This is a genomic window from Kitasatospora sp. NPDC094019, assembly GCF_044764505.1.
Classification (GTDB): domain Bacteria; phylum Actinomycetota; class Actinomycetes; order Streptomycetales; family Streptomycetaceae; genus Kitasatospora.
In genome coordinates, this window is the sequence record NZ_JBIWIF010000015.1 from 103481 (window position 1) to 118923 (window position 15443).

The following is a 15443-nucleotide window of genomic DNA, read 5'->3' on the forward strand; positions in this document are numbered from 1 at the left end:
TCCACGCCGACAAGGCCGACGTCGACGGCGTCAACACCAAATGGGTCCAGGGCCGCGGCACTTCGGACGGCTGGATCGAGTTCCCCGCCGAAGGCGTCCGCGTCCTGCGCGACGGCGGCCACGACCTCGGCACGGTCATCGCCGACAAGGCCCGCCTGAACGGCCTGAACACCACCTGGGTCGGGGACCGCGACGGCGGCAAGGGCTGGATCGGCTTCCCCCAGGACGGCATCGACATCCGCAAGGACGGCGGCCAGTCCTGGGGCACCGTCCACGCCGACAAGGCCGACGTCGACGGCGTCAACACCAAATGGGTCCAGGGCCGCGGCACTTCGGACGGCTGGATCGAGTTCCCCGCCGAAGGCGTGCGCGTCCTGCGCGACGGCGGCCACGACCTCGGCACCGTCACCGCCGGACGGGCCGACCTCGACGAACTGCACACCGGCGAGGCCCGGGTGTCCGGCGAGGCGCGGGTGAAGGGGATGCTCGGCGTCGGCGGCGGCATGCAGCTCAGCCACGACGGCACCCGGATGTTCGTCACCCTGCCGGACCGGATCATCTTCTCCGCGATCGCCGAGTTCAAGAAGTGGGTCGGCATGGAGCGGGGCCTGACGGTCGCCTTCCAGACCGGCAGCTTCTCGGCCACCAAGGAGAACGGCTTCCTGACCAGCGGCTGCGACGTCCAGTTCCAGCAGGGCACGGTCACCGTCTCCACCGGCAACCCGCCGCAGGTGCGGTTCATCTAGGGCCTGGCCGCCCGTTGTTCCGCCGTCCCGGCCGCGACGGCGGACCAGCGGGCGGACCAACGTTCCCCGGCCGGAGCGCCACCCAGAAAGCTGGGATACCGCCGCACCGGCCGGGGCCGAAAGGATGCGGTCCACGGCCCCGGCCACCGAACGGGTGCCGGGCGCCGGCGATTCCGTCTCCCGAAGGAGCCTTCGTCCATGAATCCTCGCCGACTGGCCGCCGCCGCTGCCACCGCGGCCGTGCTGGCCCCGCTGCTGGCCCTGACCGCCGCAACCGCGCACGCCGCGACGGATCCCGCCACCCTGCCCGGACCCATCCGCGTACAGGCCCCCGCCCCCGGCTTCACGACGATCCCGCCGAACGCCACGCAGCCCCAGTTCGTCCGGAACGGCCAGTGCATGGCCGCGTACAACGTCAACTACTGGGTCGGCGGCATGCCGTTCGCCCTCACCCAGCTGAAGATCTGCCTCAGCGCGCAGTCCAGCCTCGCGCACGGCGCGCAGATCTTCTTCCCCGGTGACGTGAACTTCCTCCCGGCCGACGGCGTCCTCGGCACGCCCTCCCCCGTCTTCCCCTGATCCCGCTCCCGGCACGCCGCCGGGTCCGCACCGCCCAGCAGGCCGAGGGTGGTCCGTCCGGTCAGCACCTCGCCCCGGACGGACACCGACCGGCCGGTTCGGAGGACCCCCGCCCACACCCCGGCCGGCCGCCGATCGGCATAGCCCGGGTCAGAGGAAGCACACGGTCGTCCCGCCATCGGGCGTGGTGAAGCCGACAGTCCCGGTGCCGTCCGGGTGAACCACTCGCGGCGGGGCCGGTGGTGGCGCCGCCAGGTGGTGCGGGCGGACTCGACGAGCTGCCAGAGGTCGCGTAGCCCGCTGGTGGTCACCTCCGACGGGCGGCCCGGACGGTCGCGGACCCGGGTGGTCGAACCGTCCACCGGGTCGTGCAGAACGCCACCGTCCCGCAGGACACCCCGGGGCAGGGCAAGTCCGGCCCAGAACGAGAAGGCATGGTCGTCCAGCACCCGGGCCCCGACCACACTGGTCCGGCGCCGGCCCGCGACCGGCACCGGGACACCGGGGGCCGCCGAGCCCTCGTCCGGCCGCAGCGGCATGAACGCGGCGGTCCGGTGCAGGAATCGGCCCGCCGCCCCGCCGTCGGGCAGCTTGGTGAGGCAAGCGACCGCGCCGCCGCCGAGGGCGTTGCCGATCGGCACGACGATCACCCCGCCTGTCACGCACTGCTCCAACCAGGTCCGGGGGATCCGCCGTACCGAACAGGTCGCGACGACCCGGTCGAACGGCCCACTCGGCGGGGGTGCGCCCGCACCGTCCGCCCTCAGCACGGCGGGCGCGAACCCGACCCCGCGCAGCCGCTCCCACGCCGTGTCCACCAGCCGCGCGGTGCGGTCGACGGTGGTGACGTTCCCAGCGCCCGCGAGGTGGCAGAGCAGCGCGGCGTTGTACCCGGTGCCGGCACCGATCTACGTACTGTCGCTGGATCCGGTAGGTGTCCGCCCAGGGCTCTACGGTCAGCTCCAGTGGCGCTTCACCATCGTTCGTCACCAGCAATCGCGCGGTTCCCCCGGCGAACGATTTCCAGCACCTCTTCCTGCCACTGTGGGTGATCCTGAAAGCGGGCACCGTCCACAGGTGCACCGGCCCTGATCCTCACACACGGGACCGGCGTCGCCGGTTCGCGTTCCACGCCCGCATCACCCGATGCCGGTAACAGTCGAGGCCAGGGAGAGGAGGAGGGCGCCCAGGGCGCCGGCGGTGGTGAGGTGGCGGGCGCGGCGGCGGTCGTCGTGGAGGTGAAGGTGGAGATGGCGGGCCGTCGCGGTGGCGAAGGCGAGACCGCCGGCGATGAACCACGGGCCCCACAGGTAGAGGTACCAGCGGGTCAGCGGGACGAGATCGGCCGAGACCGGGATCACCCCGGTCTCGGCCAGGATGCCGTGGACGACGAAGAGGCCGCCGTGCCAGACGAGCAGGATCGTCGCGCCGCCGCCGCAGAACGCCAGGAGGCGGGCGGCCCGTCGGCTCCGGAGCCGGGTCAGGCCGAGGCCGATCGCGGCCCCGGCGAGCTTGAGCACGCCGGTCACCCACAGGACGGCCAGGAACCACGGCACCCGGTCCTGGGCGAGCCGCACCAGCTCGGGCGCCACCGTCGACCGCGCGCCGAAGGTACTTCCCGTCGCCCAGAGGAAGCTGGGCACCGCGAACACAACCCCCCACGCCGCGACGACGTACCCCCACCGCGTCCCCGCCCGGCCGCGCCCCGCACTGCCCTTGATCGCCATGACTCCACCGTGGCGAATCCGGCGGATCCGGGGGATCGTCCCCCCGGACGATCCCCCTCCCCCGCGAGAGCCACACAGGTGTGCAAAGCGGGACGGCCTCTGCCGGTTCTCTGGCCACGTAGGTCGCTGTGAATCCGCCGGGCTCAGAACCCCCTGAAGACCCCGTCCTCGTCGACGCCGTCGGCGAACTCGTCGAAGTCCATGTTCACGATCGACAAGTTGTTCTCGATGCACCAGAGTTCCGCGGCAACGACCCGAACGGACCGCCCGGGTCCGCCCCGCAGATCCAAAGCGAGAAGCGGCAACTCGGACGAGATCAGCGTAGCCCTGTCCGCCAGGACGAGAAGCGGATGCCGGTAACCGCTCGGCAGCAGGCTCACCGCCTCGTCGCAGGTCACGTCCGCGAAGCGCGGGTTGTCGACGAGATGGACGTGAGCCAGGAACCCATCCTCGTTCGGGGTGGCCAGGGCCTCGCGCAGGCGACCCCAGGGGGCTGACCCGGAAAAGTCGGTACGCACCACCAACGCCGCCAGGCGGCTGGGAAGTTCAATCACGCCAGGACGGTACCGCGAGGCCGGTGAACCGTCCCGATCCGTCATGGACCGGACCCACGGGTTGTCGTGCCGCTCCGGGGGCATGACTTCGCCCGCAAGGAAGGCCGCGAACTCCTCCTGCTCCTCCTCGACGTCGTACAGGTCCAGCGTCTCCAGCCGGAACGCGGTGCGGTGGAATCGTTCGAAGAGCCGGCCGAATTCAGTTCCGTCGAGCATGGAAGTAGTCCTCCAATACGCTCACGGGCACGCGGACGACGGTCTCGCCCTCGGGAAGGGCCGATCTGGGCGAGCTGCTCGGCGTCGGTGACCACGTACCCCTGGATCAGGAAGGCGGTTCCGTCCTCACTCCCCCACAGCGTCGGGCACGTACCGTTCTTGCAGTCCGGGTCTCCCGACAGTTTCCGCAGGGTCACTGCTGCTCTCGTTCCGGCGTCGAGCTGATGCTTCACGCTCGGGCGGCCCGGGCGCAAGGACATCGGCCTTCCACTACGGGAAAGCCGGGAGTGCCTCGTCAGGTACGGCCGCGGCCGTCAGATGCGACCGCTCGCCGCGTTGCGGACGCGGCGGGTACGGCCGTGCTCAGCGAGCAGGCCCAGGGCGGCGGGGGAGGTGACGAACCGGGCGGTGACGGCTGTGCGTTGGAACCAGTCGGACGCGGCGAGCAGTTCCTCGTCCGTCCAGGGCTCGTCCAGTGCGACGGCCCTGAGCAGGGTCCATTCACGCAGTCGGCGGGCGAGGAAGTCCCGGTCTCCGACGACCGTGGCCGTCGTCGCGGTCCAGACCGGAAAGCCGGGACCGGTCAGCAGCTCGGCGGCCCGCCGTCCGAGATGGTGGTTCACGGCGGCCTCGGCCATGCCCCGGTCCTCGTCGCGAAGGACGGCGGCCAGCAGGTCGGCCTCCTCCGCTTCCACCACGGCTTCCAGCGCTCGAAGGTGCTGGTGGTAGCGCCGGTGCTCGGGGGGTTCGTCATCGGGTGGAAGGCTCATGCGGCCATCACATCACCTCTGACGGTGGAACTCCTGCGCGGGAAGTCGGGCTGGTCGACTTCCCGCGCGGGGCGCGGGGCGCGGGGCGCGGGGCGCGGGGCGCGGGGCGCGGGGCGCGGGGCGCGGGGCGCGGGGCGCGGGGCGCGGGGCGCGGGGCGCCTACGCGCCGCCGGCGCGCAGGGCGGCCGTGAACCAGGCGAACACCGGTGCCAGGCTGGGCGACACGGGCCAGCCGTTCACCACCGACAGCAGGTGCCAGTAGCGCTCGGCGCGCGGATCGCCCGCGATCTCCAGGCGGGCCAGCAGCCAGCGCCGCAGCTCCGCGTCGTCCGGGCGGGCGAAGGTCCGCGCGTAGGCGGCGGTCAGGGTGTCGACGACGACGGCGGCCCCGGGTGAGGCCGGGGCGAGGCCGGCGTCGAGTGCGCGGCCGACGGCGTCGCGGACGGTCCCGGTGAGGTCGTGGTGCAGGCCGGTGGTGTCGCCACGCTCGCGTTCGGCCGCCTGGTACTCGGCCATGCGGCGGACGGCGGCGCGGAAGTCGGGGTCCTGGGTGAGTTCGGCGAGTTCGACCCAGGCGTGGACCTGTTCGGGTTCGGGGTCGTCGGGGAGTTCGGGCACGGCCGCGCGCATCATGTCGACGAACTCGGCGTTGGCGTCCAGCCCGCCGAAGGTGTCGTCGACGAAGTCGGTGATCAGGCGGCGGCGTTCGTCGTCGGAGAGCTTTGCGAGCTTGTGCATGAGGTCCATTTCCTCGGGGGTGGAGTGGTCGCGTTTCGCCACGGCGCGCAGCACAGCGCGCCGCAGGCGCAGGACGCGGATCTGCGTCTCCAGGGCGTCGGCGTGCGCGGCCGCGACCTCGGGCAGCGAGACCTCCCGGTCCAGCACCCGTCGTACGGCGGCGAGTTCGAGCCCGAGTTCGCGCAGGGTGCGCACCAGGTCGAGGCGGGCGAGCGCGTCGAGGTCGTAGAGCCGGTAGCCGGCCGGGCTGCGGTCGGTCGGCGGCACGATCCCGGAGTCGGACCAGAACCGGATGGTCTTGACCGTCAGCCCGGTCCGCCGGGCCAGGTCGCCGATCGTGAAGAGCGTGTCCCCGTCCATGCGCCTACTCTCGCGTCTCCCCCCGCGGGAGACTCAAGCCCACGAGTGGCCGTTCCCGGCAGAAACCGCCCCAGGACGCTCCGGGGCTTCTCGGCAGCCGTCGTGAACGGCCAGCTCGGCCAGCTTGAGCAGCCGGCGAAAGTAGGCGAACGCCCGGGGAAACGCCGCCGGGTAGCCGAGTCGGACAACGGCCGTACACAGCTCGGGCAGACAGCCTCGCAGGACTTCCTCGTGGCCTGGTCCCAGCGCGCCCCCGTGAGCGAGGTAGGCGGAAAGGCAACCCGCGACCGTCGCGTCCAAGTGCGCCAGATCGTCCTTGTCGGCAGCCGGAACGCCGGGGAACGGCTCTGCGGCGTGCACCGCCCGCAGAAGCCCGATCTCACGGAACTCGGCCCGGTGCCCGTCGGGCCCGGGCCACCGCCATCCGTTCAGGCGACGAAGCTCCGTCACTGAAGGTGTCCGCCGATGCTGCTGCTTCGCCGCCCGCCGCCGGTCGGCGAAGGCACCGAGCTCGGCGAGCCACGCGGCCCGACTGAGCTCCAACATGTCCAGGGCCAGCAGCAGCGCCCGTTCGTCCGTCCTCAGGGCTCCTGCCGTACTGAGAAATGACCACGTCGAGTCGAACCCGAGCGGGCAGTAGTGGCCGACCGCGCACCTCAGGGAGCTGTAGCGCCGTCCGTAGGGAAGATCCGGATCACGAACATGCCTGGCGAAGGTGGCGAAGCTCATGTGCTGATCGTCCCACCGACCGGGGTCCGGTCGAGCGCGCGTCCGACGCGGGGCCGGAGTCGGACCAGCGGCGCGCGGGACCGGAGTCGGACTTCCGGCGCCCGGTCGGGGTCCGTCCCGGCAGAACCGACAGCCCGCCGACCGGGACACCCTCCTTCGGACCCGACAGGCGGGAGCGGACTGCGAGGGGTCCCGGGCGGTGGCAGGATCCCACGCGCGGTCAGTCGACCTGGAGTTCGCCCATCCGGCTCCAGCCAGTGGCGCCCTCGATCGTGGTGCTGACGATCTCGGGGGTGCGGGTGACCAGCGGGCGCATGGTCTCCAGGGCGGCGCGGAAGTGCGCGGAGGTGACGTGCGCCTCGGCCGCGTCGTCCTGGAACGCCTCGACCAGGACGTAGGTGTCCGGCTCCTCCAGGCTGCGGGACCACTCGAACCAGAGGTTTCCGGCCTCGGCCCGGGTGGCGCGGGTGAATTCCGCGACCTTCTCGGGCCACTGCTCGACGTATTCGGACTTGACGGTGAATTTCACCACAATGAAGATCATTTGCCCATTATAGGCAGGGTGCGAGAGGCAGTTCCGTGAACGCCTCCACGCGTTGCCCCTCGCAGAGCATCGAGCACCGAGCTTCCAGCGCGGGAAATCCCGGAGCAGCCTTCGGCGAATCGGATTCAGGCGTTCTTGAGCGTGGGGATTCCGCCGCGCCCGCGCGGGAAGTCGGCCGCGTCGACTTCCCGCGCGGGTACGGCCGTCAAGCGTTCGGGGTCCTGCCGCAGTAGGAGTGGACGGTCCGGGCCGGCTTGCGCCGGACGGAGCGCAGCGTGGTGAGCGTCTCGCCGTCGACGAACCCCGTGGTCGTCGACCCATTCGACGCCCGAACCGGCGCGGTGACCGACGAAGACGATCTCCGCCGGGAGGAGGATGCGCGCCCGGTCCACGGGCGCGATGGGGAGGTCGTCCCGCAGGGCGCGCAAACCCGAGGGCCTGGTCGATCAGATCCCGGAAGTCCGCGAAGCCCATGCCGACCGCGAGTCGGTCGCTGCATCGGGCCGGGCCGATCCGTTCGACGAGCGAACGTGCCAGCAGCGCCGTCTCGCTCGGATCCAGGAGTGCGCTCGGCTTCGCCGTGGACTCGGACATCGATCGGGGGCTCCTGTTGGTCGTCTGCACAACAGCCTTTTCGGGTACCGGCGCCCGGCGGACGGCCGGCCGTCGGGGCCGCTCGTTCTCAGGCCGGAACTGCGGCCACGCGCCCGCTCGGGGTGCACCCGAGCGGGCGCGTGGGAAGTCGGAGGGGCGGACTTCCCCCGCGGAGGGGTGGGGGCGCGGGTCAGTCGAAGAGGCGGCCGAGGAGGGCGCCCTGCCCGGACTGGAGGACGTGGGCGGACGGCAGGGGGATCCAGAAGCACTCGAAGGGGGTGGGCGCCCGGGTGCCGTCGTGGGCCTCCTGGCTGGACCAGCGCTCGGGGGTCGGTTCGGCGAGGTCCAGGTGGAAAACGTGCCGGTGCTGGATCTCGTACCGGTACGGGGTGAGGTCGTACGTCGTCTCGCCGAGCTTGCGGACGACGGTGAAGGCGCTCAGCCCCGTCTCCTCGCGGGCCTCGCGCAGAGCGGCGCGCTCCGGCTCCTCGCCGGGGCGGATACTGCCGGCCGGGACCTGGACGCCGACCTCCTCGTAACTGTGGTCGGTGTGCCGGAACACCAACAGCCGCCCGCCCCGGACGATGTAGGCGAGCACCTTCTCCCGGACCACCCTCTCCGGCATCGCGACAACCTCCGTACGGATCGGGACGATCGGACAACCGCGAGGCTACCGGCCGAGGCCCCACCGGCGACCGGACACGACTCCGGGCCGGGCCTGTTCAACCCGGCCGCCGAAGCCGTGTCCGCCCCGCCGCTCCCGGCGCTCGCCTCGCCCTGGGCGGCACCGTCGTCCGTCGGCGCCGCCCTAGTCCTCGACGCCTTCGACAATGCGGAAGTCGCGCTCGACGCCGCCGGACAGCACGTCCAGCGCCTGCTGGTACGCCTCGCTCGCGTGAGCCGCTACGGCCTGGTCGAAGCTGTCGAACTCGATCAGGACGACCCGCTCGGCAATGCCGTCGTCGTGCGCGACGGTCTTTCCGCCGCGGACGAACACCCGTCCGCCTCCGGCCGCGACGGCCGGCGCGGCCAGCTTGTTGTAGGCGTCCAGCTTCTCGGGGTCGAAAATGGTGCGGTAGACGCTGACCCAGTAGCCCTTGGCCACGAGAACCTCCAGTGTTCGGAAAGTGCGCATCCGAAGCCGACTCACTACTGCGATCGAGCGTACTCGGCGGTAGATCACTGGAGGGGCTCAGGGAGCGTCCCGACCGGTGACGCGCCACGGACGGGCGAACACCCCTGTGGAGGTGGGCGATTCAGGACGCGCGGGCGAAGACGAGGTGGGGCCGGATCGGCCCCTGGAATCGCGGACGAGGACGGCGGACGTGGTCTCGGCGACCTCCGCGGTCCCGCCGATCGGCCCGAACGTCTCCGCGCCCCGGAGGGGATCCGGCATGAAGACGGGATACGGCATGAAGCGGTGACGAGGAAGCCTCGTGGGCGGCGGCCTCCCGCTCCGGGGCCACCTCGTGGCCGAGCTGTTCCGCGACAGCCCGGAGCGGGCCGCGCGCACGACAGTCCGCCCCGACTCGTATCGAGGAGGGTTGCTCACGTGACACGCACCGAGTCCTAGGACGACGCCGACGCGCCCGTACCGAATCGGCTGGTGGTCGCGGCGTCGGCAGTGGTGACCGACGGTGGAGGGCGGATCCCGCTCCGACGACGCTTCGACAACGGCCTGTACGCGTTGCTGGGCGGCGCGATGGATCTTGGCGAGTCACTTCCGCAGGCAGCCGTTCGGGAGGTCCGGGAAGAGGGCAGTTCAACGTCTGTTTTCGCCGCGCGCATCACCGGTGGGGAGCTGCGGATCACCGACGAGTCGACCGCTCTCCGGTTCGTGCCACCGGAGAGCATCGGCGACCTGCCGATGCACCGCAGCCAACGACTCCGGCTCCGGCGCTACCTCCGGCACCGGAGCGCCCCCCACGCGGGGTGGGGCTATCACTTGGAGCCCCTGAGCAGGCCGAGGATGACGGGAATGGCGAAGAGGGAGAAGAAGACGGTGCTGATCACATCGTGCGAGATGTTGTAGAAGACGACGATCCCGAGGACCACGGCCGGGGGGCCGAGGCAACCGCATCCCAGTCGCGTCCGGGAGGCCACCCGCTCGCCTCGCTGCCGGGCCCACTGCCTGCGGGTCTCCGCGATGTACTGCTGGCGGAAGGCGATCTCGTCGGCGCTCTGCGGCGGAGCTGCCCAGGTGAAGGTGATATTCCCGTGGACATCCCGGATCTGGTAGACCGGGCCCTGGAAGTGCCCGCCCGAGATGTGGTTGTAGATATTCGGATCCTGATCGCTTCTGTCCCCCATATGGACCTACGGTAGAGCAGACTTGACGTCACGTCAGCCTGTAGTGACAAGGGGTGCCGAGTGGATCCGACGGCAGTGGAACTGCTGACCGCGCTGGCCGGTGGGGACGGCGGGGAGGCCGGCCGGGAGGCGTGGGCGGAGCTCGGTGCGCTGGTGCGGCGCCCCTTCGAGGCCGCGCCCGCGGTCAGCTCGGGCGAGGCACAGTGGGTGGCTCTTGGACGCGCGCCCAATGAGGTGGCGCGCGCCCACGAGCTGAGTACGGCGCTGGCGGTGCGGGCCGCGCTGGACGCCGAGTTCCGCGCCGATCTCGTCCGCTGGCAGGAGCAGGCGCGGTCGGTCCGCACCGGCCAGGGCACCGTGAACAACTCGATCAGCGGCGGCACCTTCCACGGATCCGTGGCGATCGTGCAGGGCCGGGACTTCCACGGCGCGCTGGACTTCAGGCGGAGCGAGTAAAGGCGACGAACGCTTCCCAGGCTGCCGGGGTGAAGGTGAGGTGGGGGCCGGACTTGTCCTTCGAGTCGCGGACGAGGACGGCGGAGGTCGTCTCGGCGACCTCGACGCATTCGCCACCCTCGTCGCCGCTGTGGCTGCTCTTGCGCCAGGCGATCTCGACGCACTGACCACCCTCGTTGCTGCTGTGGCTGCTCTTGAACCAGGCCAGTTCGCTGCTCATCGCTTCTCCCTGAGGTGAGGGGTGTCGGTGGCGCGCGCCCAGGATACGGAGCAACTCCCCTTGGGGGACACCCGTACAACCCGTACAACGGGCCGACAACGCCCCCACAAAGAGCGACCGTCCACCGGTCGGTGGACGGTCGCTGGGTGCCGAGGGGGGAGACTGGTCGTCAGACCGACTGCGCGAACTCGACGAACGCCTCCCAGGCGGCCGGCGAGAAGGTGAGGTGGGGACCGGGCTTGTCCTTGGAGTCACGGACAAGCACGGCCGACGTCGCCTCGGCGACCTCGACGCACTCGCCGCCGTCGCCACTGCTGTAGCTGCTCTTGAACCACTCCAGATCGCTGCTCATCGCTCTCCCAGAATCTTCTCGATCAACGACAGGGACTCCTGCGGAGTGTGAGCCTGCGCCCTCAAGGTGCCGTATCGGGCATTCATGATACGAACCTCCTCCTGAGCCGTGATCAGCCTACTGCTGGTCTGCACCTCGATGTAGCCCATCTGCGATTGGCCTTTCGGAGTGATGAGGATGAACGGGCCACCCATACCAGCACTCTCCGTACGACTCAGCGGCATGATCTGGATGACCATTCCCCGCATGCTTCCAACCTTCAGCAGGTGACGCAGCTGCTCCTCATGAACTTCGCGCCCTCCAAGCGGCCGACGCAGCACGCTCTCGTCGAGCACCCAGCTGAACATGGCGCGGGGCCATGTCGTGAGGATCTCCTGCCTTGCCATGCGAGCCGCAACACGTGTCTCAATGACGTCCTCCGCGAGAAGCGGCTGATTCATCGCACACACCGCCCGGGCGTGAGCTTCGGTCTGAAGTAGCCCAGGAACGCCATACATGCTGAAGTTGTGGATCTCCTCAGCCTTCGCCTCCAAGCGCGCGTAGCCCCGGAACCACTCTGGATGCCGCACCCGCGCCTTGGCCTTGGCACTTTCGATGTCGTCCGACGTCACGATCAGCAGCCCGCCGGCGTCCAACACCCGCTCCGACGCCTCCAGCAGCTCCCGCTGCGGCGTCCGCTTCCCCTGCTCCACCGCGCCGATCAGGCTCTCCGTGTAGCCGACCTGCTTGGCGAACTCCTTCTGCGTCAGCCCAGCCCGTTCGCGCAGCAGTTTGATCTGCTTGCCGATCGCCTTGAGGAAGTCGGACACCTCCGAGAGGTCCTCCTCCAACTCCGGCCGCACATCGCCGCTGTCGCCGCCGCTCTGAACTTCAGCCATAACGGCCTCCCCATTTCCCGGTCACGGCCGACGGGCCGTCACACAACACTTTCCGCATGCATACAGGCACTCACCGTGCTCACCGGATGCATCGTCAGCGTAAGCCCGGGGGGGCAGGCTTTTCCCCATGAAGTCCGAAATCCCCCCCAACGAACCGGCGCCGCGCGCCCACAGCGCGCTCCTCACTTCCACCCCCAAGGGAGCCGCGATCGGCCGCCGGGTCGCCAGACAGCAGCTGACCACCTGGGGCCTCAACTCCCGCTGTGCGGAAGCGTTTCACTCCGCACTGATCATCGTGGCGGAACTGGCCGCCAACGCCTCCACCCACGGGCGCACACCGGGGCGCGGGTTCGAACTGGGCCTCTCGCTCACCTCCGTGCGCCGGTCGCGCACCACCGTGCTCCGCATCGAGGTGTCCGACTGCCGGGGCGACAAGCAACCCGTCCTGCCGGACCCGAGGAGCTGTTCCAGCGACGCGCAGTCGGGGCGGGGCCTCACCCTCGTCGATGCGCTCGCCGACCGTTGGGGCACCCTCGCCCGCGAGCCCGGCGCCAAGACGGTGTGGGCCGAACTCGACCTCCCCGAACGCAAGTCCGAGGCCGATGCCGCCGCCTGAGCGCCACTCCCCCGGCACCGCGACCACCGTGACCGTCGCCGCCTGCACCGTGCTGCCGATCACGCTGCTGCTCGCCCTGGTCGCCTGGATCTACCCGGTCCTGAGCCACCAGCACCACCCGCGCCCGACCCCCACCGCCTCCACCTCACCCACCCCTCGGTGACAGCACACCGAAAAGCGCCCTCGGCCCTCCCCTGCGGGAGGAACCGAGGGCATCCGCCGTGGGAGCGGGCTCAGGAGACGACCACGGTGACCTTCCACCGGGCCACGAACGGCGGGCAGACCGTGCGCGGGTCCGGCACGCAGCGGCCGATGGCGTTGATGTCGCTGGTGCCGGCGGTCGAAGCGGTGAAGGTGGCGTGGGAGTTGCCGTTCGGGTCGGCGGTACCCGCCGTCTGGCTCAGCACGGCGGCCGTGGCGGCGGCGGGCGCGTACCAGTACCAGGTCACCGTGTAGTCGCGGAGGGCGGTCAGGTCCACCTGCACGGTGTCGCCGACGCCGGCGTGCACGGTGGTCCCGCCGTCCGCGTTGACGATGTGCACGGTGGACGTGGTGGTGGTCGCGGCGGCAGCGGGCGCGGCCGTGGCGGCGGGCGCGGCGCTCAGCGCCAGCGCGAGGGCGACGGCGGGCAGGGCGAACAGTCGCATGATCTTCATCAACACTCCCGGGCTTCGGTGGGGTTCGGCACTCGGAGCCTCCCGTCTACCGGGCCGCACCCGCCCCGGGCAACACCCTCCGCCCCCACCGCCCCGAAGCTGCGCCGAACGCACGCCCCGCACGCTCCCCCGATCACCGTAGGCGGGCCCTGCGCCACACCTGCCCTCGGCGCCTTTGCAAAGCCGCACTTTGCAAAATGCGGGAAGTAGTCCCGCCCCTGGGCCCCACCCCGCGCGATCCCCCCGACCACCGCAGGCAGCTCCTTGGACCTTGACCCTTGGGCCATGCCCAAGGGTCAAGGTCCATGCCACTGCAGGCGGCCCCTGCGGCACAGGGGCCGCCTGCACTGCCTTTGCCCTCCGCACTTTGCAAAGCATGACTTTGCAAAGTGCGGAGGGGAGGCCACAGCACGCCCACCGCCCCTCCGGCTCGCCACCTCTTCACCCCTCGGCCTCACCGCCCCTCGGCCTCACCGCGGCCTCACCGCCCTCTCCTCCCCTTCACTCCCCACCGCTTGCACGTTGCAAAGTGCGACTTTGCAAAGTGCACGGAGAGGCTGCCGCGCAACGCCGACGACTCGCCGCAGCCCGTCTTCCCCGCCCAATCGGTCTACACGCCGCATCCGTTGGGACCTGCACCGCTACCGGTCCGACAGCAGCCGATCTTGCGCCTCCGAGCGACCGCGCCTAGGGTCCGACGTATCGAGCCGATATATCGGACCGATACACCATTCCATGGCGCAGGGGGCCGCGATGACATTCACCCACGCACTGACGGACGGCGAACGACAGCGCCACAGCTCGTCGTTCGGCACGGCGGCGGGCGCCTACGCCGAGCACCGGCCGGACTACGCGCCCGAGGCCGTGCGGTGGGCGCTCGCAGGGGCACCCGGGCCACGGGTGCTGGACCTCGGTGCGGGGACCGGGAAGCTCACCGGCACCCTGCTCGCCCTGGGTGGACTCGACGTGGTCGCGGTCGAGCCCGACCCGGCGATGCTGGCGGAGCTGCGGCGCGGCCTGCCCCCGGTGCGGGCGTTCCAGGGCAGCGCGGAGACGATCCCGCTCCCGGACGGGTCGGTCGACGCCGTCGTCTCCGGCAACGCGATGCACTGGTTCGACATGGCCGCGGCCGGGCCGGAGATCGCCCGCGTCCTCGCGCCCGGCGGGGTGCTCGCCGGGCTGTGGAACGTCTTCGACGACGGCACCGACTGGGTCGCCGGGCTCGCGCGGGTCACCGGCCCGGCCGCCATCGGCCCGCGCGACGTGCCCGCCGCCTGGCGGATCGAGACGGCGGAGCTGCACCTGCCCAGGACCGGCGCGGACAGCCCGTTCCACACCGCCGAACAGGCGGAGTTCCCGCACGGCCACCGCCGGACCGCCGAGTCCCTGGTCGCCACCCTCGGCACCAAGGCCGGCGTCCTGGTCATGCCGGAGCCGGAACGGGCGGAGCTGCTGGCCCGCGCCCGCGCCCACCTCGCGGGCCACCCCGCCACGGCCGAGGGCGAGTTCACCCTCCCCCTGCTCACCAGCGTCCTGCGCGTGCGCCGCCGGTCCTGACCACCGGGTGCCCGCGTGTGGGAAGTCGGCGGCACCGACTTCCCACGCGCGGCACGGACTTCCGACACGCGGGCACCGACTTCCCACGCGCGGGATCGGCGGAGCGGTGGGGAGCGACGACGGGCCACGGACTCCAGCAGTACGTCCCGACGAAAGGCAGGACGCAGCCGTCGTCGGCGGTGAACCGTGGACTGTGCCGGGCCGGTCGGCCGGGCCGCGAGGGGCTTACCTGCGGAGGGGCGGGGCGATAGGTTGCCCACCATGGCACTTGCGCAGGTGGTCCTCGGATCAGGACGCTCGATCCAACTCTCCGGCCTCCGTCTCGCGGAGACCTACGACGGACTGCTGATGGGGTACCCGACCCGAGAGATGAACGACGGGATCGTGGCGGGCGCGGTCGAGCGGGCGAAGAAGGACTACCCTTCGGCTCCCGTCCACCTGGTGGAGCCGCCCCGGGCAGCGCGGGAACTCCGGCGCGCGACCTTCGGCCCGATGGAGGAGCTTCCCCGCGTCCTGTGTACGGGGTTCTTCATTTCCGAGCCGGTGGACCCGGCGCTGGAATCCGTCCTCCACGTCTCCCGACTCGTGGTCGTGTGGTTCCAGGCCGAGTCCGAGCTGCCGTCACTTGAGCGGGCGGATCCCGGACTGCTCGGTGTCCCGTGGGAGAAGCAGGCGGAGGACGTCAAGGTCTAGCGCCACGCGCCGGGCCGGGAGGTCGGCACCGCTCCGGCCGGCCATCAACCGAGATCGCACGGTGGAGCGGGGGGGGGGGCCCGGCGCCCGGCCCCCCCCCCCCCGCGGGCCCCCCCCCCCCCCGCCCCCCCGCCCCCCGCCCCGGGGC

At 71.3% G+C, this 15443-nt stretch carries 21 protein-coding genes and 1 pseudogene; 8 read left to right on the plus strand and 14 right to left on the minus strand.

The features are described from left to right. On the plus strand, positions 1-746 hold a 746-nt coding region (locus tag ACIQ9P_RS28810), incomplete at its 5' end, for a hypothetical protein (protein WP_402362261.1). Positions 747-944: 198 nt separating this feature from the next. Then, positions 945-1325 (plus strand): hypothetical protein, encoded by a 381-nt coding sequence (locus ACIQ9P_RS28815; protein WP_402362264.1) that lies wholly within the window; start codon positions 945-947, stop codon positions 1323-1325. A 638-nt stretch (positions 1326-1963) separates the two neighbouring features. On the opposite strand, the pseudogene ACIQ9P_RS28820 reads toward ACIQ9P_RS28815, so the two are convergent. From ACIQ9P_RS28820 to ACIQ9P_RS28860, 9 genes and pseudogenes are all read right to left on the minus strand, one after another. Next, positions 1964-2233, minus strand: a pseudogene (locus ACIQ9P_RS28820) (methyltransferase domain-containing protein); the annotation flags it as partial. A 231-nt stretch (positions 2234-2464) separates the two neighbouring features. Beyond that, on the minus strand, positions 2465-3052 hold the full coding sequence (locus ACIQ9P_RS28825; protein ID WP_402362267.1) for a DUF3995 domain-containing protein: 588 nt from the start codon (positions 3050-3052) through the stop codon (positions 2465-2467). 143 nt (positions 3053-3195) lie between these two features. After that, positions 3196-3822 (minus strand): DUF6879 family protein, encoded by a 627-nt coding sequence (locus tag ACIQ9P_RS28830; RefSeq protein ID WP_402362270.1) that lies wholly within the window; start codon positions 3820-3822, stop codon positions 3196-3198. Positions 3823-4136: 314 nt separating this feature from the next. After that, positions 4137-4592 (minus strand): hypothetical protein, encoded by a 456-nt coding sequence (locus tag ACIQ9P_RS28835; RefSeq protein WP_402362273.1) that lies wholly within the window; start codon positions 4590-4592, stop codon positions 4137-4139. Between the two features lie 159 nt (positions 4593-4751). Beyond that, a complete protein-coding gene (locus ACIQ9P_RS28840; protein ID WP_402362276.1) occupies positions 4752-5690 on the minus strand; it encodes a MerR family transcriptional regulator in 939 nt (312 codons plus the stop codon). 33 nt (positions 5691-5723) lie between these two features. Next, the gene (locus tag ACIQ9P_RS28845) at positions 5724-6419 is read right to left on the minus strand and encodes a hypothetical protein (RefSeq protein WP_402362279.1); all 696 of its coding nucleotides are present in this window, start codon (positions 6417-6419) and stop codon (positions 5724-5726) included. Positions 6420-6639: 220 nt separating this feature from the next. After that, positions 6640-6963, minus strand: coding sequence for a putative quinol monooxygenase (locus tag ACIQ9P_RS28850; protein ID WP_402362282.1), 324 nt, complete (start codon positions 6961-6963; stop codon positions 6640-6642). Between the two features lie 784 nt (positions 6964-7747). Then, positions 7748-8182, minus strand: a complete 435-nt coding sequence (locus tag ACIQ9P_RS28855) for an NUDIX domain-containing protein (protein WP_402362284.1) — start codon at positions 8180-8182, stop codon at positions 7748-7750. A gap of 183 nt (positions 8183-8365) precedes the next feature. Then, positions 8366-8662 carry a DUF1330 domain-containing protein gene (locus ACIQ9P_RS28860; RefSeq protein ID WP_402362544.1) on the minus strand — a complete coding sequence of 99 codons (297 nt, stop codon included), beginning with the start codon at positions 8660-8662 and terminating at the stop codon, positions 8366-8368. A 498-nt stretch (positions 8663-9160) separates the two neighbouring features. Between ACIQ9P_RS28860 and ACIQ9P_RS28865 the strand changes: the two genes are divergently transcribed. Beyond that, complete coding sequence (locus ACIQ9P_RS28865; RefSeq protein WP_402362547.1) at positions 9161-9589, plus strand: NUDIX hydrolase; 429 nt, start codon at positions 9161-9163, stop codon at positions 9587-9589. On the opposite strand, the gene ACIQ9P_RS28870 is transcribed toward ACIQ9P_RS28865, so the two are convergent. After that, a complete protein-coding gene (locus tag ACIQ9P_RS28870; RefSeq protein ID WP_402362287.1) occupies positions 9499-9867 on the minus strand; it encodes a hypothetical protein in 369 nt (122 codons plus the stop codon). The genes ACIQ9P_RS28865 and ACIQ9P_RS28870 overlap by 91 nt on opposite strands. Before the next feature lie 60 nt (positions 9868-9927). On the opposite strand from ACIQ9P_RS28870, the gene ACIQ9P_RS28875 reads away from it, so the two are divergent. Further along, positions 9928-10323, plus strand: coding sequence for a hypothetical protein (locus ACIQ9P_RS28875; RefSeq protein WP_402362290.1), 396 nt, complete (start codon positions 9928-9930; stop codon positions 10321-10323). Here the strand turns inward: ACIQ9P_RS28875 and ACIQ9P_RS28880 are convergent. The 3 genes from ACIQ9P_RS28880 to ACIQ9P_RS28890 form a co-directional block, all read right to left on the minus strand. Then, positions 10307-10543 carry a DUF397 domain-containing protein gene (locus tag ACIQ9P_RS28880; protein ID WP_402362292.1) on the minus strand — a complete coding sequence of 79 codons (237 nt, stop codon included), beginning with the start codon at positions 10541-10543 and terminating at the stop codon, positions 10307-10309. The two genes, ACIQ9P_RS28875 and ACIQ9P_RS28880, sit on opposite strands and share 17 nt — an antisense overlap. Positions 10544-10712: 169 nt before the next feature. Further along, complete coding sequence (locus ACIQ9P_RS28885) at positions 10713-10895, minus strand: DUF397 domain-containing protein (protein ID WP_402362295.1); 183 nt, start codon at positions 10893-10895, stop codon at positions 10713-10715. Further along, a complete protein-coding gene (locus ACIQ9P_RS28890; RefSeq protein WP_402362298.1) occupies positions 10892-11773 on the minus strand; it encodes a Scr1 family TA system antitoxin-like transcriptional regulator in 882 nt (293 codons plus the stop codon). Before ACIQ9P_RS28890 ends, ACIQ9P_RS28885 begins: the two co-directional genes overlap by 4 nt. A 127-nt stretch (positions 11774-11900) precedes the next feature. On the opposite strand from ACIQ9P_RS28890, the gene ACIQ9P_RS28895 reads away from it, so the two are divergent. Then, the gene (locus tag ACIQ9P_RS28895; protein ID WP_402362301.1) at positions 11901-12389 is read left to right on the plus strand and encodes an ATP-binding protein; all 489 of its coding nucleotides are present in this window, start codon (positions 11901-11903) and stop codon (positions 12387-12389) included. Next, entirely contained in the window at positions 12376-12552 is a 177-nt protein-coding gene (locus tag ACIQ9P_RS28900; RefSeq protein ID WP_402362304.1) for a hypothetical protein, read from the plus strand. Before ACIQ9P_RS28895 ends, ACIQ9P_RS28900 begins: the two co-directional genes overlap by 14 nt. A gap of 70 nt (positions 12553-12622) precedes the next feature. Here ACIQ9P_RS28900 and ACIQ9P_RS28905 read toward each other — a convergent pair whose 3' ends face one another. Then, on the minus strand, positions 12623-13045 hold the full coding sequence (locus ACIQ9P_RS28905) for a hypothetical protein (RefSeq protein WP_402362307.1): 423 nt from the start codon (positions 13043-13045) through the stop codon (positions 12623-12625). A gap of 753 nt (positions 13046-13798) precedes the next feature. On the opposite strand from ACIQ9P_RS28905, the gene ACIQ9P_RS28910 reads away from it, so the two are divergent. Next, positions 13799-14602, plus strand: coding sequence for a class I SAM-dependent methyltransferase (locus ACIQ9P_RS28910; protein WP_402362310.1), 804 nt, complete (start codon positions 13799-13801; stop codon positions 14600-14602). Between the two features lie 261 nt (positions 14603-14863). Beyond that, a complete protein-coding gene (locus ACIQ9P_RS28915) occupies positions 14864-15295 on the plus strand; it encodes a hypothetical protein (protein ID WP_402362313.1) in 432 nt (143 codons plus the stop codon). Positions 15296-15443 lie beyond the last annotated feature (148 nt).

Bases quoted from the DNA above. Each gene is read 5' to 3' on its own strand.
- ACIQ9P_RS28815 (WP_402362264.1), top strand. From the start codon at position 945: ATGAATCCTCGCCGACTGGCCGCCGCCGCTGCCACCGCGGCCGTGCTG.
- ACIQ9P_RS28825 (WP_402362267.1), bottom strand. From the start codon at position 3,052: ATGGCGATCAAGGGCAGTGCGGGGCGCGGCCGGGCGGGGACGCGGTGG.
- ACIQ9P_RS28830 (WP_402362270.1), bottom strand. From the start codon at position 3,822: ATGCTCGACGGAACTGAATTCGGCCGGCTCTTCGAACGATTCCACCGC.
- ACIQ9P_RS28835 (WP_402362273.1), bottom strand. From the start codon at position 4,592: ATGAGCCTTCCACCCGATGACGAACCCCCCGAGCACCGGCGCTACCAC.
- ACIQ9P_RS28840 (WP_402362276.1), bottom strand. From the start codon at position 5,690: ATGGACGGGGACACGCTCTTCACGATCGGCGACCTGGCCCGGCGGACC.
- ACIQ9P_RS28845 (WP_402362279.1), bottom strand. From the start codon at position 6,419: ATGAGCTTCGCCACCTTCGCCAGGCATGTTCGTGATCCGGATCTTCCC.
- ACIQ9P_RS28850 (WP_402362282.1), bottom strand. From the start codon at position 6,963: ATGATCTTCATTGTGGTGAAATTCACCGTCAAGTCCGAATACGTCGAG.
- ACIQ9P_RS28855 (WP_402362284.1), bottom strand. From the start codon at position 8,182: ATGCCGGAGAGGGTGGTCCGGGAGAAGGTGCTCGCCTACATCGTCCGG.
- ACIQ9P_RS28870 (WP_402362287.1), bottom strand. From the start codon at position 9,867: ATGGGGGACAGAAGCGATCAGGATCCGAATATCTACAACCACATCTCG.
- ACIQ9P_RS28880 (WP_402362292.1), bottom strand. From the start codon at position 10,543: ATGAGCAGCGAACTGGCCTGGTTCAAGAGCAGCCACAGCAGCAACGAG.
- ACIQ9P_RS28885 (WP_402362295.1), bottom strand. From the start codon at position 10,895: ATGAGCAGCGATCTGGAGTGGTTCAAGAGCAGCTACAGCAGTGGCGAC.
- ACIQ9P_RS28890 (WP_402362298.1), bottom strand. From the start codon at position 11,773: ATGGCTGAAGTTCAGAGCGGCGGCGACAGCGGCGATGTGCGGCCGGAG.
- ACIQ9P_RS28895 (WP_402362301.1), top strand. From the start codon at position 11,901: ATGAAGTCCGAAATCCCCCCCAACGAACCGGCGCCGCGCGCCCACAGC.
- ACIQ9P_RS28900 (WP_402362304.1), top strand. From the start codon at position 12,376: ATGCCGCCGCCTGAGCGCCACTCCCCCGGCACCGCGACCACCGTGACC.
- ACIQ9P_RS28905 (WP_402362307.1), bottom strand. From the start codon at position 13,045: ATGAAGATCATGCGACTGTTCGCCCTGCCCGCCGTCGCCCTCGCGCTG.
- ACIQ9P_RS28910 (WP_402362310.1), top strand. From the start codon at position 13,799: ATGACATTCACCCACGCACTGACGGACGGCGAACGACAGCGCCACAGC.
- ACIQ9P_RS28915 (WP_402362313.1), top strand. From the start codon at position 14,864: ATGGCACTTGCGCAGGTGGTCCTCGGATCAGGACGCTCGATCCAACTC.